This window comes from Streptomyces sp. NPDC090442 (genome assembly GCF_044769405.1).
GTDB lineage: Bacteria > Actinomycetota > Actinomycetes > Streptomycetales > Streptomycetaceae > Streptomyces.
Genome location: NZ_JBIVXW010000043.1, coordinates 1 through 16,338 on the forward strand (window position 1 = coordinate 1; position 16,338 = coordinate 16,338).

Genomic DNA, 16,338 nt, shown 5'->3' on the forward strand with positions numbered 1-16,338 from the left:
GCCGGAGGGGTGGGGGTGCCAGACGTAAAGCGAAGCAGTCTGGCACCCCCACCCCGCAGGCCCGTCACCGCACCCCGACAGCACCGCGCAGCGGATCGGCCCCGCGCAGCGGACGGGCAGCGGACAACTCGGCGCGCCCCGCGCAGCGGACCGGCGGGAAAGCCGGCAACCGTCGCCCTTATTAAGGGGCAGGGTCCCTGCTAATTTGCCGGCCATGGCTGGCAACGGCGTTCCGGACGCCATTTCGCGTGCCCCCCATCCCCGATGCCCCGACCGCCAACTGCGCCGCGCCCGCTGGGCGATAGCCGCGGTCTTCCTCGTGCACGGCTCGGTCACCGGCAACTTCGCCACCCGCATCCCCTGGATCCAGGACCACACCCAGATCCCGCCCGGCCAACTCGGCCTGGCCCTGGCCTTCCCCGCGATCGGCGCGTCGCTGGCGATGCCGCTGGCCGGCCGGATCAGTCACCGCCTCGGCGCCCGCACCGCCCTGCGCGCGCTGCTCGCGCTGTGGACGCTCGCCCTGGCCCTGCCCGCCCTCTCCCCCGACCTGTTCGTGCTCTGCGGCGCGCTGCTGGTCTACGGCGCCGCCTCGGGCATGGCGGACGTGGCGATGAACGCGCTGGGCGTGGAGACCGAGGACCGGCTGGGCCGGCCGATCATGTCGGGGCTGCACGGGATGTGGAGCGTGGGCGCGCTGCTCGGCTCGGCGGCCGGCACCGTCGCCGCGCACATCGGCACCGACGCCCGGCTCCATCTCGCCGGCGCCGCCCTGGTGTTGACCCTGCTCGGCGCGCTCGTCTGCGGGGGCGTACTGGATCTGCGCAGCGCGCCCGAGGAGCATCCGCCGCCGCGCTTCGCGCTCCCGCCGCGGTCGGCGGTGATCATCGGCGCCATCGGGTTCTGCGCGGTGTTCGCCGAGGGCGCCTCGCTGGACTGGTCGGCGGTCTACCTCCACGACCGGCTGGGTACCGACGCGGGGCTGGCGGCCGCGTGCACCACGGCGTTCTCCTGCACGATGGCGGTCGCCCGGCTGGCCGGGGACCGGATGGTGGCCCGTTTCGGCCCGGTCCGCACGGTCCGGGTCGGCGGGGTGCTGGCCACCGCCGGCGGGCTGCTGATCGTCACCGCGGGCCGGCCGGTCCAGGCGATGGCCGGCTTCGGTCTGGTGGGACTGGGGATCGCGGTGGTGGTCCCGCTGGCGTTCGCGGCGGCCGCGCGCAGCGGCCCGGCGCCCAGCCAGGCCATCGCGGGGGTGGCCACCATCACCTACACCTCGGGGTTGATCGCCCCCTCGGCGATCGGCGGCATCGCCCAGGCGACCTCGCTGACCGGGTCGTTCGCGCTGGTGACGGCGTTGACCTTCGGGCTGGTGGCGGGGGCCCGGGTGTTGCGGACGCCGTCCCGGACGGCCTGCGCGGGCGCCCCGGCCGCCGCCGAGCGCGGCAGCGACCTGGAGCGCTCCTGATCGCGGCGGCTCAGGCCGCGTCGGCTCCGGTGCTCTCCGCGGCCGGCCGCAGCAGGTCCGCGGCGATCGAGCGGGCCCGTTCCGACCACGGGGTGGGGCGCAGGGTCTGCGGGTCGACGCGGACCAGCACGCGGTGGCCGTGGGCGTGGGTCTCGGCGCCGTCGGCGGAACAGATCCGGAAGCCGTAGGTCAGGCCGGTGCGGCCGAGGCGCTCGACCCACAGGTGCGCGGCGTAGTGGCCGGCGCGGGTGAGCGGGCGCTCGTAGGAGACCTTCATCTCCTTGATGACGTTGCACATGTCGCCCGCGGCGGCCCAGTCGCCGTCGAATCCGTAGCCGAAGCCGTGCCAGTACTCGGCCCAGGCCCGCTCGGCCAGCAGCGGGTAGCGGGAGTTGTGGAGCATGCCGAGCGCGTCGAGGTCGTCGAAGTGGACGGTGACGGGGACCAGTTGGCCGAAGTCGACGGGTCCGGCGGTCTGGAGGGGTTCGACGCTCACGGGTGGTGCTCCTGGGGTTTACGACGGGGTGTTCGGGGCGCGCGGGGCCGGCCGGGCCGGCGCGACGAGCCCGAGCCATCGTAAGCGGCTGCTTAGAATGCTTTTGAAGTCCCCCCGTGAAGAACACCTGAACAACTGGAGCAGTCATGGGCCTCGGCGTGCGCTGGACCGTGCATGGCGACGGGCGCAACCCGGCCCCTGGTGCCGTGGTCAGACCGGACGAGCGGCTGTCGTGGCCGCGCACGATCGGCCTGGGTGCGCAGCACGTCGTCGCGATGTTCGGGGCGAGTTTCGTCGCCCCCGTCCTCATGGGGCTCGACCCCAACCTCGCGATCATGATGTCGGGCGTCGCGACCGTCATCTTCCTGCTGGCCACCCGCGGGCGGGTGCCGTCCTACCTCGGCTGCTCGCTCTCCTTCGTCGGGGTCGCGGCCGTCATCCGGGCGCAGGGCGGCACCAGCGCCACGGTCACCGGCGCGGTGCTGGTGGTCGGGGTGGTGCTGTTCCTGATCGGGCTGGCCGTGCAGCGGTTCGGGGCGCGGATCATCCACGCCGCGATGCCGCCGGTGGTGACCGGTGCCGTGGTGATGCTGATCGGCTTCAACCTGGCGCCGGTGACGGCGAGCACGTACTGGCCGCAGGACCAGTGGGTGGCGCTGTTGACCATGCTGTTCACCGGGCTCGCCGTGGTGTGCCTGCGCGGCTTCTGGTCCCGGATCGCGATCTTCCTGGGGCTGGTCTTCGGCTACGCGATCTCCTGGGTCTTCGACCGGGCCTTCGGGATGATCCACTCCGTGAACGGCGCGGGGAAGGTGACCGACCACTGGCGGCTGGACTTCTCCGCGGTCGGCAAGGCCGACTGGATCGGCCTGCCGTCCTTCCACGGGCCCAGCTTCCAGTGGTCGGCGGTCCTGGTGGCGCTGCCGGTCGTGATCGCGCTGGTGGCGGAGAACGCCGGGCACGTCAAGGCGGTCGGCGAGATGACCGGCGACCCGCTCGACGACAAGCTGGGCACCGCGATCTCCGCGGACGGTGCGGCCTCGGTACTCTCCACCGCGCTGGGCGGCCCGCCGAACACCACCTACTCCGAGAACATCGGCGTGATGGCGGCGACCCGGGTCTACTCCACCGCGGCCTACTGGGCGGCGGCCGGCTTCGCGCTGCTCTTCGGCCTCTGCCCGAAGTTCGGCGCCGTGGTGGCCGCGATCCCCGGCGGGGTACTGGGCGGCATCACGGTCATCCTCTACGGCATGATCGGCCTGCTGGGCGCCCAGATCTGGGTGCACAACAAGGTGGACCTGCGCAATCCGCTCAACCTCGTCCCGGTCGCCGCGGGCATCATCATCGGCATCGGCGGCGTCGGCCTGCACCTGACCAGCACCTTCCAGCTCAGCGGGATCGCCCTGGGCACCATCGTGGTGCTCACCGGCTACCACGCCCTGAAGGCCCTGGCCCCCGCCCACCTCAAGGAGCAGCGCCCGCTCCTGGACGAGGGCACCTCGGCGTACGACCGGTCGGCGGGATCGGCGGAACCGGACGGTCCGGAGAAGCCGTAACGGCGGGGCCGGTCGGGCGGAAGGGGCCTCAAGACGGCGCGCCGCCCGTTACCCCGATCCGGTCAACTCGCCATGTTCATCCGCATATTTCGGGGCATTTCGCTGTCACGCTGACCGGATGACGACCCTTCAGCAGCACGGCGGTGACGGCCCGCACCCCACCTCCGCCACCGCCACGGAGCCCGCCGCCCCACCGACCGCGGGCGTGGCACGCGTACTGGAACGGATGCGGGAGCTGGACCACGCGCTCCCCGCCGACGACGGGGTGGCCGTCTTCAACCGCGTCTACCTGACCGTCACCGAGGCCGTCGCCCAACGGGTGGGCGACGGCGGCTTCGCGGACCCGAAGGCCACCGGCGAACTCGACGTCCAGTTCGCCCACCGCTACCTCACCGCGGTCGACGCCGACGCCACCGGTCTGCGGCCGCCGGCCTGTTGGCGGCCGCTGTTCCACCTGCGCCGCCACCCCCGGATCCGTCCGCTCCAGTTCGCGCTGGCCGGCATCAACGCGCACATCGGCCACGACCTCGCGCTGGCCGTCGTGGACACCTGCCGGGCGCTGGAGTGCGAACCGCCCGCCCTGGAAGGCGACTTCGACCGCATCGGCACCGTCCTGACCAGCCTGGAGGAGGGCATCCGGGAGACCCTGATGCCCGGCCCCGACCTCCTGGACATCGCCGACCCGCTCACCCACCTCATCGGTTCCTGGAGCCTGGCGAAGGCCCGCGACGGCGCCTGGGCCGCGGCCCGGATGATGTGGGGCGTCCGCCGCTTCCCGGAGCTGGTCGAGGAGTTCGCCGACCGCCTGGACGCGAGCGTGGGCCTGATCGGGCGCTGCCTGCTGACGCCCCTGGGATAGCCCGAGAGGCCAACGGGACGGCGGCGCGCCGCGAACCGCGCCGACACGCTCCCCTTCCCGGCGGCCCGTCGTAGGGTGCCGGCCATGACCTTGCGACTGGGACTGGGGCTGCCCCAGATGCCGCAGTACGACCCGCGGCGCGATGTGCGGAGCGTGGCCCGCGCCGCGGAGGAGACCGGTTTCGACAGCGTCTGGGTGTTCGAGCGGACGGTGGTCCCGCGCGAGCCGCTGGACGGGCTCTACGGCGTGCCGGGCCTGCCCTGGCCCGACTTCTACCGCCACTGCGCCGACCCCCTGGTCACCCTCGCGCTGGCCGCCGCGGTCACCGACCGGGTCCGGCTGGGCAGCAGCGTGTTGGTCTCCGGGCTGCACGCGCCGTTCCCGCTCGCCCGGACGCTGGCGACGCTCGACGCGGCCGGCGGCGGGCGGGTGCTGGCGGGCCTGGGCACCGGCTGGTCGCGGGACGAGTACCGGGCCGCGGGGGTCACCGCCTTCCCCGACCGCGGCGCCCAGTTGGACGAGTTGCTGGACGTCTGCGCGGCGGTCTGGGGCCCCGACCCGGTCGCGTACCGGGGCCGTTGGACGGAGATCGGGCCGGCCTCGGTCGGCCCCAAGCCGGCCCGGCCGATCCCGGTCTACCTGGCCGGGAGCGGCGGCCGGGCCCTGGAGCGGGTGGCCCGGCGCGCCGACGGCTGGCTGCCGGCCCACCTGACCGGCGACCAACTGGCCCCGCTCATGGGGCGGTTGGTGGAGGCCGCCGAGCGGCACGGCCGCGACGTCGGGGAGCTGGACGTCGTCCTGCGGGTCGGGGTGGAGCTGACCGGCGCGCCGCTGTCCGAGGCCGACCGCCGCCCGTACCGCGGCAGCCACGAGCAGGTGTTGGCCGATCTCGCCGAGGCGGCCGGAGCCGGCGCCCGGGAGGTGCTGTTGGACGTCCAACAGCACTGCCGGGACGGCGCGGAGCTGGCCGACCAGGCCGCCGACCTGTACGCCCGGATCCGGGCGGCCGGGCTGTAGGGCGGCCGCCCGCGAGGCGCTCAGTCCTCCGGGAGCTCCACCGGCGCGAGCTCGTCGTAGGCGTCGCCGGGGCCCGGGTTGGCCGCGTCGGTGCCGCCGCCGAGGTGGTGCATCACGCCCCACACCGCGTTCAGCGCGGTCTGCACGGCGCCCTCCGCCCAGCCCGCCGTCCACGAGATGTCGTCGCCGGCCAGGAAGATGCCGCGCTTGTCCTCGGGGAGCAGCTCCTGCATGAAGTGGGTGAACAGGCGCCGCTGGTAGCGGTAGTGGCCGGGCAGGTTGGCCTTGAACGCGCCCATGAAGTACGGCTCGTTCTCCCACGACACGGTCACGGGGTTGCCGATGATGTGCTTGCGGACGTCGACCTTGGGATAGATCTCGCCGAGCGACTTGAGCATGACCTCCATGCGCTCGTTGGCCGACAGCGGCAGCCACTTCAGGCTGTCGTCGCACCAGGTGTAGGAGAGGCAGATGACGGCCGGCTGATCCGGGCCGTTGTCGAGGAGGTACGTCCCCCGCGTCATCCGGTCGGTGAGCGTCATCGACATCACGTCCCGGCCCGTCTCCTCGTCCTTGTCCAGCCAGAACGGCCGGTCCACGGGCACGAAGAGCTTGCTGGACTCCATGTAGTGGGTGCGCTCGATCGCCGTCCAGTGGTCGATCGGGAACAGGTCGTCGTCGCAGTCGATCTTCGACAGCAGCATCCACGACTGGGCGGTGAAGACCACCGCCTTGTAGGAGCGGATGTCGCCGGAGGAGTCGGTGACGGTGATGCGGTTGCCGGCGGTGCGGTGCAGCCGGGTCACGGCCGGGCGGGGCGCGCCGTCGTGCAGCGACGACAGCGAGGTGCCCGGCGCCCAGTGCACGATCTTGCGCGGCTCCCGCTCCCACAGGCGCAGCGGGAGCTGCTGGGAGCCGCCGACGATGCCGCGGTGGTGGTCGTCGGCCTCGGTGTAGACGACGCGGAGGATCTCCAGGATGGAGTTGGGGAAGTCGGTGTCCCAGCCGCCGGTGCCGAAGCCGACCTGGCCGAAGATCTCGCGGTGTCGGAAGGACGTGAACGCCTCGGAGTCGCAGAGGAAGCCGTAGAAGGTCTGGTTGTCCAGCTTCTCGACCAGCTTCGCCCAGATCTCGCGGATGCGCGGCACGTCGCGCTCGCGCATCGCCTGGTTCATGTCGGAGAAGTCGGCGCCCTCTTCGAGGCAGGCGTTCCACGCCTCGGCGACCTGGCGGTAGACCGCCGGCAGGTCGTCGACGGTCTCGGCGTAGTGCGACTCGCCCTTGAGGTCGACGACGGTCGACGGGGTGGCCTCGGCCAGCGGGTTGGGGAACGGGGTGGTCGTGAGGCCCACCAGGTCGATGTAGTGCTGGAGGGCGGTGGAGGACGGCGGGAAGCGCATCGCGCCCAGCTCGCAGTTGAGCTGCTCGTCGCAACCGTCGAAGCCGACGGTGCGCAGCCGGCCGCCTATCTGGTCCGCCTCGTAGACGACGGGCTTGAGGCCCATCTTCATCAGCTCGTACGCGGTGACGATGCCGGAGAGGCCGCCGCCGACGATGGCCACCTCGGTGCCGTGCTCGGTCGCCGGGACCTGCCCGAGGCCCGCCGGGTGGGCGAGGAAGTCGTCGTACGCGTAGGGGAAGTCCGGGCCGAACATGGTGATCGGCGGCTGCGCGGTGGTGTGCGGGACGGCGGGGGGCACCGTGGACGTCATCGGGCGGACTCCTTGCGGGCGGGCAGGGCGGGCAGGGCGGGCAGGGCGGGCAGGGGGATGCATACGGCGGTATGCGGGCGTTTCGGGCGCGAAGTGAGCGCGAGGGGGCGTGGGTGGGGTGCGCGCGGGCACGACGGGACGGTGGCGGGGCGTTCGCGGCGGCGGATCGGGCGCGTCAGGGCCGGGTGGGGCCGCCGGGCGCGGGGCCGGTCAGGTCAGGTCGGTGTAGAGCTCCGGCCTCCGGTCGTGCAGGTAGGGGTTGTTCTCCCGCGATGCCTTGAGGAAGGCGGGGTCGACCGCGGCCTGCACCAGTTGCTCGGCGTGCCCGGCGCGGGCGCGCACCACGCCGTCCGGTCCGGCCAGGCAGCTCAGCCCGATGAACTCGAACTCCCCTTCCGTGCCGACCCGGTTGACGTACGCGATGTACATCTGGCTCTCGAAGGCGCGCACCGGGATCATCTGCTCCGGCACGATCTGGAAGGGGTGCATCTGCGCGGTGGGCACCAGCAGCAGATCGGTGCCAGCCAGCGCGTGCGCCCGGACGTTCTCCGGGAACTCCACGTCGTAGCAGATCAGCAGGCCGATCCGGACCCCGTCCAACTCCGCCTGGACGACCGGCGCTTCGCCGGGGGTGAACCACTCCCGCTCGAAGCAGCCGAAGAGATGGGTCTTGCGGTAGTTGGCGAGCCGGCTGCCGTCGGGGCCGATCAGCTGGACGGAGTTGTGCACCACGCCGTGCTCCTCGGGGGCGCGCTCCGGGTAGCCGTAGAGCACCGCGATGCCGTGTTCGGCGGCGATCCCGGCGACGGCCCGGGCGCTGACGCCGTCGGCCGGCTCGGCCAGGCGGTGCAGGTCGGCGCCGATGGCGTAGCCGGTGAGGAAGAGCTCGGGGCAGACCAGCAGCCGGGCGCCGGTCGCGGCCGCCTCGCGCGCCGCGTCGGCGAGCACCGCGAGGTTGTGGGCGACGTCGCCGGGCCGTCCCGAACTCTGGAGCAGGGCGGTGTGCAGCGGCGACATGGGACCCCTCGGCGGTGGCGGTGCGGGCGGGACGCAATGACGGTACGGGCCGGCGGTGATCCACGACAAGGCACCAGCGTTGCGCGAAGCGGGACGATTCGTTGCGCGTTCAAGGGTCGGCGCGGCGATTCGTTGCACGAACCCTTCGCGCCGGTCGGACGCGGCGCCGGCGGGTGACTCAGGCCACCGTGGCGGCGACCGTCCCGCGCACCACCGCGCGCAGCCAGCGGTGGCCCGGATCGGCCTCCTGTCGCGGGCGCCAGGCCATCGCCATCGGCATCGGCGGGAGGTCCAGCGGGACGGGCAGGGCGCGCAGGCCGAGACCGCGGATCATCGGCGCCGCGATCCGCTCCGGGGCCATGCCCACCGCGTCACTGTCCCGCACCATCATCAGCATGGCCGCCAGGGTCGGGACGGTGGCGACCACCCGGCGGCGCAGCCCCAGTTCGGCCAGCGCGGTGTCGAGGGGGCCGGCCAGCCGCCCGCGCCGGTTTTCCTTGCCTTCGAGATCGGCTGCTGGCGGCCGTAGCGCCCCGGCCCGTGATCACGTCAGCACCGCCACCGGCCGGCGACATTCCGCCGCACCGAGGCGGTCACGGCGGAGCGTGACGTCCGCGCCGACCCACCGGACGGCCACACCGGACCCGAACTCCACGCCCCGGCAAGGACGTTGGACCTCTCGACACCACTCCCCCACCCCGCGGCGGAACGCCCCGCACCCCCACCCTTGACCTCAAGTCCGCTTGAGGTAGCAGGATCCCCGCATGACCACGAACCAGACCGCCGCCCTACGCCCCGACGACCGGCGGCTCCCACTGCTCCTCGACCGCGCCGAGATCGCCGACCTGCTGGCCCGCCATCAGCGCTCCCTCGACGAGGGGGTGTTCGACGAGGCGTGGGGCCGCGCCTACTACGCCGAGGACGTCACGGCCGAGATGCCGATCGGCACGGTCCGCGGCCGGGACGCCGTGGTGACCCGGATCCGGGAGGGGATGGCGCTCTTCGCCCGGACGATGCACCTGGGCGGCGCCGCCGTCATCGACGTCGACGGCGACCGGGCCACCGCCCGCGCACCCCAACTGAGCACCCACGTCCTGGCGGACGGCTCCGAGGCGCTGTTCGTCTCCGGTGGCCACGCCGTCACCGAACTGGTCCGCACCCCGGACGGCTGGCGGATCACCGCCGCCGCCCTGCGCATCGCCTGGACCCACGGCACTCCGCCCCGGCTGCCGACGGGATTGGGCCCGGCGGCGGATGCGGCCTAGCCGGGGAAGCGCCGCCCGACAGGCGGGACTTGCCGCCCTAGCCCGGCGCCCCCGCCCCGTACCGGCGCAGCAACGGGGAGAGGACCAGCACCGACTTGGTGCGTTCGACGAAGGGCTCGCCGGCGATCCGTTCCAGGACCCGCTCGAAGTGCCGCATGTCGGAGGCGAAGACCTGCACCAGGGCGTCCGCCTCACCGGTGACGGTGGAGGCGGACGCCACTTCCGGATAGCGCGACAGGCCGCGGTGGATCGCCTCGGGCGAGGTGTTGCGGCGGCAGAAGATCTCGATGAACCCCTCGGTCTCCCAGCCGAGGGCGGCCGGGTCGACGCGCACCGTGAAGCCGGTGATCGCGCCGTCCGCCCGTAGCCGGTCCACCCGCCGTTTGACCGCCGGGGCGGACAGCCCGACCTCCTGGCCGATGTCCGCGTAACTGCGGCGGGCGTCCTCGGCGAGGGCGTGGACGATGCGTTCGTCGAGATCGTTCAGTCGCACTGCGGGTGGATCACTTCTCTGCGGTGGCCAATCGGGAACGGCGCATGCCGTATCCGAAGTAGATCACAAGGCCGACCACCATCCAGACTCCGAAGACCACCCAGGTCACCGGGCCGAGGCTGCCCATCATGTAGAGGCAGAGCAGGAAACCGATCGCCGGGAAGAGCGGCGACAGCGGGGTGCGAAACGCCCGCGGCATGTCCGGCCGGGTCCGACGCAGCACGATCACGGCCACGTTGACCAGCGCGAACGCGAAGAGCGTGCCGATGCTGGTGGCGTCCGCGAGCTGGCCGAGCGGCACCGCGGCGGCGAGCACGCCGCAGAACAGCGAGACGATCACGGTGTTCACCCGGGGCACGCCGCTCTTGGGGTGAATCTTGGAGAACACCGTGGGCACCAGCCGGTCGCGGGACATCGCGAAGAGGATCCGGGTCTGGCCGTAGAGCACGGTCAGCACGACGCTGGCGATGGCGACGACGGCGCCGAAGGCCAGCATCACCGACCAGTAGCCCTGCCCGGTGACCGTCTTGAGGATCCCGGCGAGCGCGGCCTCCGAGCCCTTGAACTCCTGCCAGGGCAGGGCGCCGACCGCGATGGCCGCGACCAGGCAGTACAGGGCGGTGACGATCACCAGCGAGAGCATGATGGCGCGCGGCAGGTCGCGCTGCGGGTTCCGGGCCTCCTCGCCGGCCGTGGAGGCGGCGTCGAAGCCGATGTAGGAGAAGAACAGGGTGGCGCCGGCGGCGCTGACGCCCGCCATGCCCATCGGCATGAAGTTGGCGTAGTTGCCGGACTTCACGCCCTGGATCGCGACGGCGCAGAAGAGCAGCAGCGTGATGATCTTGACGACCACCATGATGGTGTTGGCCCGGGCGCTCTCCTTGGCACCGCCCAGCAGGAACACCATCGCCAGCAACACCACCAGCAGCGCCGGCAGGTTGAAGTAACCGCCCTGGCCCGGGGGCGCGGAGAGCGCGGCGGGGATGGTGAAGCCCACCGTCCCGCCGAGGAACTCGTTGAGGTACTGGCCCCAGCCGACCGCGACCGCCGCGACCGAGACGCCGTACTCCAGGATCAGGCACCAGCCGCAGACCCAGGCGATCAGCTCGCCGAGGGTGGCGTAGGCGTAGGAGTAGGACGAGCCGGAGACCGGGATGGTGCCGGCGAGTTCGGCGTAGGAGAGCGCGGAGAACAGCGCGGTGATGCCGGCGATGACGAAGGAGAGCACGACCGCGGGGCCGGCGTCCGGGACAGCCTCGCCGAGCACCACGAAGATGCCGGTGCCGAGCGTGGCGCCGATGCTGATCATCGTGAGCTGCCAGACGCCCATCGAGCGGCGGAGGGTGCCCCCGTCGCCCTGGCCGCCCTCGGCGACGAGTCGCTCGACCGGCTTGCGGCGCATCAGACGAGTGCCGAGCCCTCCGGCCGGCGGCCGGGGCGAGGGGCCCCCTGAGGGCGGGGCGGCGCCGTTCTCCAACACTGGGGGCTCCTTCGTCGCTGCCGGTCAGACTCGCACATTCCGGCACATTCCGGTGAGCAGGACCGCAGCGGTCACACAGGCAGGACGAACCACCCTGTAGCAGGAGACCGCCGAGCAGGCGGTCTCCGCCACTCCACGTACAGCGCATGACCTTACGGCCCCTCGTTGACCTGCCGTAATGCAGGTTCCTTGCGCAACCGCGGTGGAACGTTGCGCGCGGCGACGAAGGGCGGCGGATCGTTGCGCACCACCGCAGTCAATCACGCCCGTCGCCGCAGAACGCGACCGGCCCCGCACCAGGTCGGTGCGGGGCCGGTGAGCGGCGGTTGCGTCGGCCCTCGACGGGCCGGCGGGTCAGCTCCAGCTGTTGTGCAGCGGCTTGCCCTCGGCGTAGCCGGCGGCGCTCTGCACGCCGACCACGGCCTTCTCGGCGAACTCCTCGACGGAGGCCGCGCCGGCGTAGGTGCAGGAGCTGCGGACGCCGGCGATGATCGAGTCGATCAGGTCCTCGACGCCGGGCCGGGCCGGGTCGACGAACATCCGGGAGGTGGAGATGCCCTCCTCGAACAGCGCCTTGCGGGCACGGTCGTAGGCCGACTCCTCGCTGGTGCGGTTGCGCACCGCACGCGCCGAGGCCATGCCGAAGCTCTCCTTGTACGGCTGGCCGTCGGCGGTGTGCTGCAGGTCGCCGGGCGACTCCAGCGTGCCGGCGAACCACGAGCCGATCATGACGTTGGACGCGCCCGCGGCCAGCGCCATGGCCACGTCGCGGGGGTGCCGGACGCCACCGTCGGCCCAGACGTGCTTGCCGTACTTCTTGGCCTCGGCGGCGCACTCCAGGACCGCGGAGAACTGCGGCCGGCCCACGCCCGTCATCATGCGGGTGGTGCACATGGCGCCCGGGCCGACGCCGACCTTGATGATGTCCGCGCCGGCCTCGATGAGGTCGCGCACGCCCGAGGCGGCGACGATGTTGCCCGCGACGATCGGGACCTGCGGGTCCAGCGCCCGGACCGCCTTGATCGCGCTGATCATCGACTCCTGGTGACCGTGCGCGGTGTCCACCACGAGGGTGTCCACGCCGGCGTCCAGCAGCGCCTTGGCCTTGCCGGCCACGTCGCCGTTGATGCCCACGGCGGCGGCGATCCGCAGCTTGCCGTCGGCGTCGGTGGCGGGGGTGTAGAGGGTGGCGCGCAGCGCGCCCTTGCGGGTCAGGATGCCGACCAGCATGCCGTCCGCGTCGACCGCGGGGGCCAGCTTGCGGTTGGCCGCGTCGAGGCGGTTGAACGCCTCGCGGGGCTCGATGTCGGCGTCCAGGACCAGCAGGTCCTTGGACATGACCTCGGAGACCTGGGTGAAGCGGTCCACCCCGGCCAGGTCGTGCTCGGTGACGACGCCGACCGGCCGGCCGCCCTCGACGACGATGCCCGCGCCGTGCGCCCGCTTGGGCAGCAGCGACAGCGCGTCCGCCACGGTCGAGACCGGGGACAGCACGATCGGCGTGTCCAGCACGAGGTGGCGCTGCTTGACCCAGGTGATGACCTCGGTGACGACGTCGATCGGGATGTCCTGGGGGATGACGACCAGACCGCCGCGACGGGCCACGGTCTCGGCCATGCGGCGACCGGCGATCGCCGTCATGTTGGCGACGACCAGCGGGATGGTCGTGCCGGAGCCGTCGCGCGAGGCGAGGTCCACGGCCTGGCGGGAGCCCACCGCCGAGCGGCCGGGCACCATGAACACGTCGTCGTAGGTCAGGTCGTAGGGCACCGAAGAACTCTCTTCGAGGGCGCCGTTCTTCGGATTGAGGAATCGCATACCGCCAGGATACGGGCCCTGACCAGGACTCATGCGATAGTCCTACGGGTCCGCGGGGCGTGTGTGCGATCCGCCAACCCGCCGTCCGGCCACCGGGACGCCGCCTCTCCCGACGCATCCGTAACGTCGCGGAACGGCGTCCCGGGCGGCCCGGTTCCGGCGGCTACGCGCCCCGCCGGCCGCGCCCGCCGGCCATAAGGACCGCGAGCCCGGTGTCGGTGTCCCGCCAGTACCCGACGGCGTCCGCCAACACCCCCTCGACCACGCCCCAGTCCTCCGGGGCGGCGGCCGCGTACTCCTGCCACCCGGTGACGACCAGCAGCCGGCCGCGCGCGGGCGGGCACCAGGACAGATCGGTCAGGCAGTCTGCCAGCGCGTCCCAGTTGGCGCCGAAGTAGGCGGGGAAGTCCAGCGCGGCGGCGCACCGGTCCATGAAGGCGGCCTTGTCGCCGACCCCGTTGAGGTCGAGCGCGGCCGCGTGCCAGCCCGCGTCCCGGGCCGCGGCCAGGGCGTCCGCCACCGGCCGGTCCGCCGGCCACGGCAGCACCCCCGCCGGCGTCCGCCCGTCGAGCACCGCGACCAGTGCCGGGGGTACCTCGGGGGTCACCGGAGCACCGCCTTGAAGGACTTGTAGTGGTCGTCGGTGTAGAAGAACTCGTGCTGCTTGCCGGTGATCAGGCGCCGGGCGCCGCGGTTGCGGGCGCCGGGGGTGTCGACCGTGTACTCGTGGTAGTAGCCGCGCGGTTCCTTGGGCAGCTGCTTCTCGTAGTTGCCGAAGACGGTGCCGTCCTTCGGGTACGGGAACGGGCCGCCGGCGTCGATCAGCTTCAGGGTGTGCTGCGCCTCGGCGGGCAGGCTCTTCGCCGGGACGGTCGGGTGGCCCTTCGCCCAGGGCGGTACGGCGGTGCCGCCGGGCGACCGGCCGTCGGCCGTGGCGGTCGCGGCCGGGTGGTGCGCGCCGGCCGAACTCCCTTTGCCGGCACCGCCGGTGGAGCAGCCGGTGAGGACGAGGAGCAGGGCGGCGAACAGCGCGCCGAGCACGGCGGCGGCCCGGCGCGGGGCGGATTGGATCAGCATGCGCCGATGCTGTCACAGCCGCGCGCGGGCTGCTCGCCGGTGGTGGTGCGGGCCCGCTCAGCGCCCGTCGGGGTCCGCCCGGTCCAGCGCGGGGCGCGGGCCGGGGCCGGTCTCCAGCAGCAAGTGGTCGGCGGCCGCGGTGTCCGTGACCAGGCTCGTCACCAGGCCGGAGCGGAGCACCGCGCCGATGGCCGCGGCCTTGCGCCGGCCGCCGGCGATCGCCACCACCTCGGGGATCCGGCGCAGCCGGTCCGCCTCGACGGTGATGCAGCGCTCGCCCAGGTCGCGGCCGATGCGCCGGCCCTCGCCGTCGAAGAGGTGCGCGGACATCTCGGCGGCCGCGCCCAGCGAGGCGTAGTGCTCCCGCTCGTCCTCGGACAGCATGTCGTAGACGGTCGAGACGCCCGGCTCCCAGGAGCCGATGGAGACGCAGGCGACGGTGACCTTGTCGAAGTAGTCGAAGGCGCGGGCGATGCCGGTCTGGCCGCGCAGCGCGGCGGCGGTCGCCGAGTCCGGCAGCAGCATCGGCGCGTAGATCGGGTGCGCCTCGCCGCCGGAGACGTCGGCGGCGCGACGGACCGCCTCGACCGAGCCGCGGTCGGCGGTCCCGGCGTCGTAGACCCCGGTCAACTGGACGACGGTGCACGGCGGGAGCTGGTGCAGCGCGGCCGCCATGTGGATCGTCGAACGGCCCCAGGCGAGGCCCAACACATCGCCCTCGGTGACGAGTTCGCCGAGCAGGTCGGCGGCCACCTCACCGAGGTTCTCGGGGTCGGCGGCGTCCTCCGTGGCGTCGGCCGGCGATTCGACCACGACCGCGTGCCGCAGGCCGTAACGGGCACGCAGGGCATCGGAGCGCTCCGCGTCGAGCTCGGAGGGCACCCGGATCTCGATCCGCACGAGATCGCGCTCCAGGGCCGTCTCCAGAACGCGGGCGACCTTGAAGCGGCTGACGCCGAACTCCTCCGCGATCTGGATCTTGGACTTGCCCTCAAGGTAGAAGCGGCGGGCCATGGCCGCGGCCTGCACCAGCTCGGCAGGGCCCATTCCGGACTGTGGGCGGCTGGCTACCACGAAAATCTCCCCTTTTGCGCATCTGATCGAGTCTTTGCTCATCCTTTCAGAAACCCGAGGTGTACGGGGACCATGACCGGCACGGCGGGCATGAACGCTCGGTGGCCGGCAGGTCAACCCCCGCCGCACACCGCGCCGTACGGCCCGGAACCGGGCCCGCGGGCTTCGCCGACGACTCGGTCAGTGGGCGCAGCCCCAGCTCGCGGCCGTCGCCGCCTCGGCCTTCTCCCGCAGGTCGCGGACGGCCTTGGCCGGGTCGTCCGCCCCGTACACCGCGGAGCCCGCGACGAACACGTCGGCGCCGGCCTCCGCGCAGCGCTCGATGGTCTCCGCCGAGACCCCGCCGTCCACCTGGAGCCACACCTGGAGGCCGTGCCGGGAGATCAGCTCTCGGGTGCGGCGGATCTTCGGCAGCATGATGTCCAGGAACGCCTGGCCGCCGAAGCCCGGCTCGACGGTCATGATCAACAGCATGTCCAGCTCGGGCAGCAGGTCCTCGAACGGCTCGATCGGGGTGGCCGGCTTCAGCGCCATCGACGCCCGCGCGCCCTTGGCCCGGATCTCCCGTGCCAGCCGCACCGGCGCCCCGGCCGCCTCCGCGTGGAAGGTGACCGAACCGGCCCCGGCCTCCACGTACTGCGGCGCCCAGCGGTCCGGGTCCTCGATCATCAGGTGCAGATCGAGGGGGGTCTCCGTCGCCTTGCTCAGCGCCTCGACGATCGGCACGCCGAGCGTGAGGTTGGGGACGAAGTGGTTGTCCATCACGTCGACATGGAGCCAGTCGGCGCCCTCGACGGCCTTCGCCTCCTCAGCGAGGCGGGCGAAGTCGGCGGACAGGATGCTGGGGTTGATCAAGGCCATGCCCCCAGTATGGCGGTCCGCCCAGGCACGGTCCGCGCCGGGCCGGGAGACTCCCGTCACCCCGGCACGAGCCCCCGGCACCGGGCCGCCCCGGCCGGACGCGCGGCCCGGCCGGGGCGGACGAGGTGGTGCCTGACGGCGGTGG

The 16,338-nt window shown here is 72.9% G+C and carries 16 protein-coding genes; 5 read left to right on the forward strand and 11 right to left on the reverse strand.

Features of this window, described 5'->3' with window-relative positions:
• Positions 1-214 precede the first annotated feature (214 nt).
• The gene (locus tag ACIQU6_RS27300) at positions 215-1,468 is read left to right on the forward strand and encodes an MFS transporter (protein WP_403484327.1); all 1,254 of its coding nucleotides are present in this window, start codon (positions 215-217) and stop codon (positions 1,466-1,468) included.
• A 10-nt stretch (positions 1,469-1,478) separates the two neighbouring features.
• Here ACIQU6_RS27300 and ACIQU6_RS27305 read toward each other — a convergent pair whose 3' ends face one another.
• Complete coding sequence (locus ACIQU6_RS27305; protein ID WP_403484328.1) at positions 1,479-1,964, reverse strand: acyl-CoA thioesterase; 486 nt, start codon at positions 1,962-1,964, stop codon at positions 1,479-1,481.
• Between the two features lie 146 nt (positions 1,965-2,110).
• Between ACIQU6_RS27305 and ACIQU6_RS27310 the strand changes: the two genes are divergently transcribed.
• The 3 genes from ACIQU6_RS27310 to ACIQU6_RS27320 all read left to right on the forward strand — a co-directional run bounded on the left by ACIQU6_RS27310 (position 2,111) and on the right by ACIQU6_RS27320 (position 5,396).
• Positions 2,111-3,520 (forward strand): uracil-xanthine permease family protein, encoded by a 1,410-nt coding sequence (locus ACIQU6_RS27310; protein WP_403484329.1) that lies wholly within the window; start codon positions 2,111-2,113, stop codon positions 3,518-3,520.
• 118 nt (positions 3,521-3,638) lie between these two features.
• Positions 3,639-4,379 (forward strand): DUF5995 family protein, encoded by a 741-nt coding sequence (locus ACIQU6_RS27315; RefSeq protein WP_403484330.1) that lies wholly within the window; start codon positions 3,639-3,641, stop codon positions 4,377-4,379.
• An 84-nt stretch (positions 4,380-4,463) separates the two neighbouring features.
• On the forward strand, positions 4,464-5,396 hold the full coding sequence (locus ACIQU6_RS27320) for a TIGR03619 family F420-dependent LLM class oxidoreductase (protein WP_403484331.1): 933 nt from the start codon (positions 4,464-4,466) through the stop codon (positions 5,394-5,396).
• Positions 5,397-5,416: 20 nt separating this feature from the next.
• Here ACIQU6_RS27320 and ACIQU6_RS27325 read toward each other — a convergent pair whose 3' ends face one another.
• The 3 genes from ACIQU6_RS27325 to ACIQU6_RS27335 all read right to left on the reverse strand — a co-directional run bounded on the left by ACIQU6_RS27325 (position 5,417) and on the right by ACIQU6_RS27335 (position 8,603).
• Entirely contained in the window at positions 5,417-7,108 is a 1,692-nt protein-coding gene (locus ACIQU6_RS27325) for a flavin monoamine oxidase family protein (protein WP_403484332.1), read from the reverse strand.
• A gap of 210 nt (positions 7,109-7,318) precedes the next feature.
• Positions 7,319-8,125, reverse strand: coding sequence for a carbon-nitrogen hydrolase family protein (locus ACIQU6_RS27330; RefSeq protein ID WP_403484333.1), 807 nt, complete (start codon positions 8,123-8,125; stop codon positions 7,319-7,321).
• Positions 8,126-8,303: 178 nt separating this feature from the next.
• Positions 8,304-8,603, reverse strand: a complete 300-nt coding sequence (locus ACIQU6_RS27335) for a LysR substrate-binding domain-containing protein (protein ID WP_403484382.1) — start codon at positions 8,601-8,603, stop codon at positions 8,304-8,306.
• Positions 8,604-8,889: 286 nt separating this feature from the next.
• Between ACIQU6_RS27335 and ACIQU6_RS27340 the strand changes: the two genes are divergently transcribed.
• A complete protein-coding gene (locus tag ACIQU6_RS27340; RefSeq protein WP_403484334.1) occupies positions 8,890-9,390 on the forward strand; it encodes a nuclear transport factor 2 family protein in 501 nt (166 codons plus the stop codon).
• 37 nt (positions 9,391-9,427) lie between these two features.
• Here ACIQU6_RS27340 and ACIQU6_RS27345 read toward each other — a convergent pair whose 3' ends face one another.
• From ACIQU6_RS27345 to rpe, 7 genes are all read right to left on the reverse strand, one after another.
• On the reverse strand, positions 9,428-9,883 hold the full coding sequence (locus ACIQU6_RS27345; protein WP_274917095.1) for an Lrp/AsnC family transcriptional regulator: 456 nt from the start codon (positions 9,881-9,883) through the stop codon (positions 9,428-9,430).
• A gap of 10 nt (positions 9,884-9,893) precedes the next feature.
• A complete protein-coding gene (locus ACIQU6_RS27350; RefSeq protein WP_403484335.1) occupies positions 9,894-11,363 on the reverse strand; it encodes an amino acid permease in 1,470 nt (489 codons plus the stop codon).
• A gap of 354 nt (positions 11,364-11,717) precedes the next feature.
• On the reverse strand, positions 11,718-13,181 hold the full coding sequence (locus tag ACIQU6_RS27355) for a GuaB1 family IMP dehydrogenase-related protein (RefSeq protein ID WP_403484336.1): 1,464 nt from the start codon (positions 13,179-13,181) through the stop codon (positions 11,718-11,720).
• A 163-nt stretch (positions 13,182-13,344) separates the two neighbouring features.
• Complete coding sequence (locus ACIQU6_RS27360) at positions 13,345-13,788, reverse strand: barstar family protein (protein WP_403484337.1); 444 nt, start codon at positions 13,786-13,788, stop codon at positions 13,345-13,347.
• On the reverse strand, positions 13,785-14,258 hold the full coding sequence (locus ACIQU6_RS27365; protein WP_403484338.1) for a ribonuclease domain-containing protein: 474 nt from the start codon (positions 14,256-14,258) through the stop codon (positions 13,785-13,787). Before ACIQU6_RS27365 ends, ACIQU6_RS27360 begins: the two co-directional genes overlap by 4 nt.
• A 57-nt stretch (positions 14,259-14,315) precedes the next feature.
• Positions 14,316-15,305, reverse strand: coding sequence for a sugar-binding transcriptional regulator (locus ACIQU6_RS27370; RefSeq protein WP_274917087.1), 990 nt, complete (start codon positions 15,303-15,305; stop codon positions 14,316-14,318).
• A 207-nt stretch (positions 15,306-15,512) separates the two neighbouring features.
• A complete protein-coding gene (gene rpe, locus ACIQU6_RS27375) occupies positions 15,513-16,193 on the reverse strand; it encodes a ribulose-phosphate 3-epimerase (protein ID WP_274917085.1) in 681 nt (226 codons plus the stop codon).
• Positions 16,194-16,338: the final 145 nt, after the last annotated feature.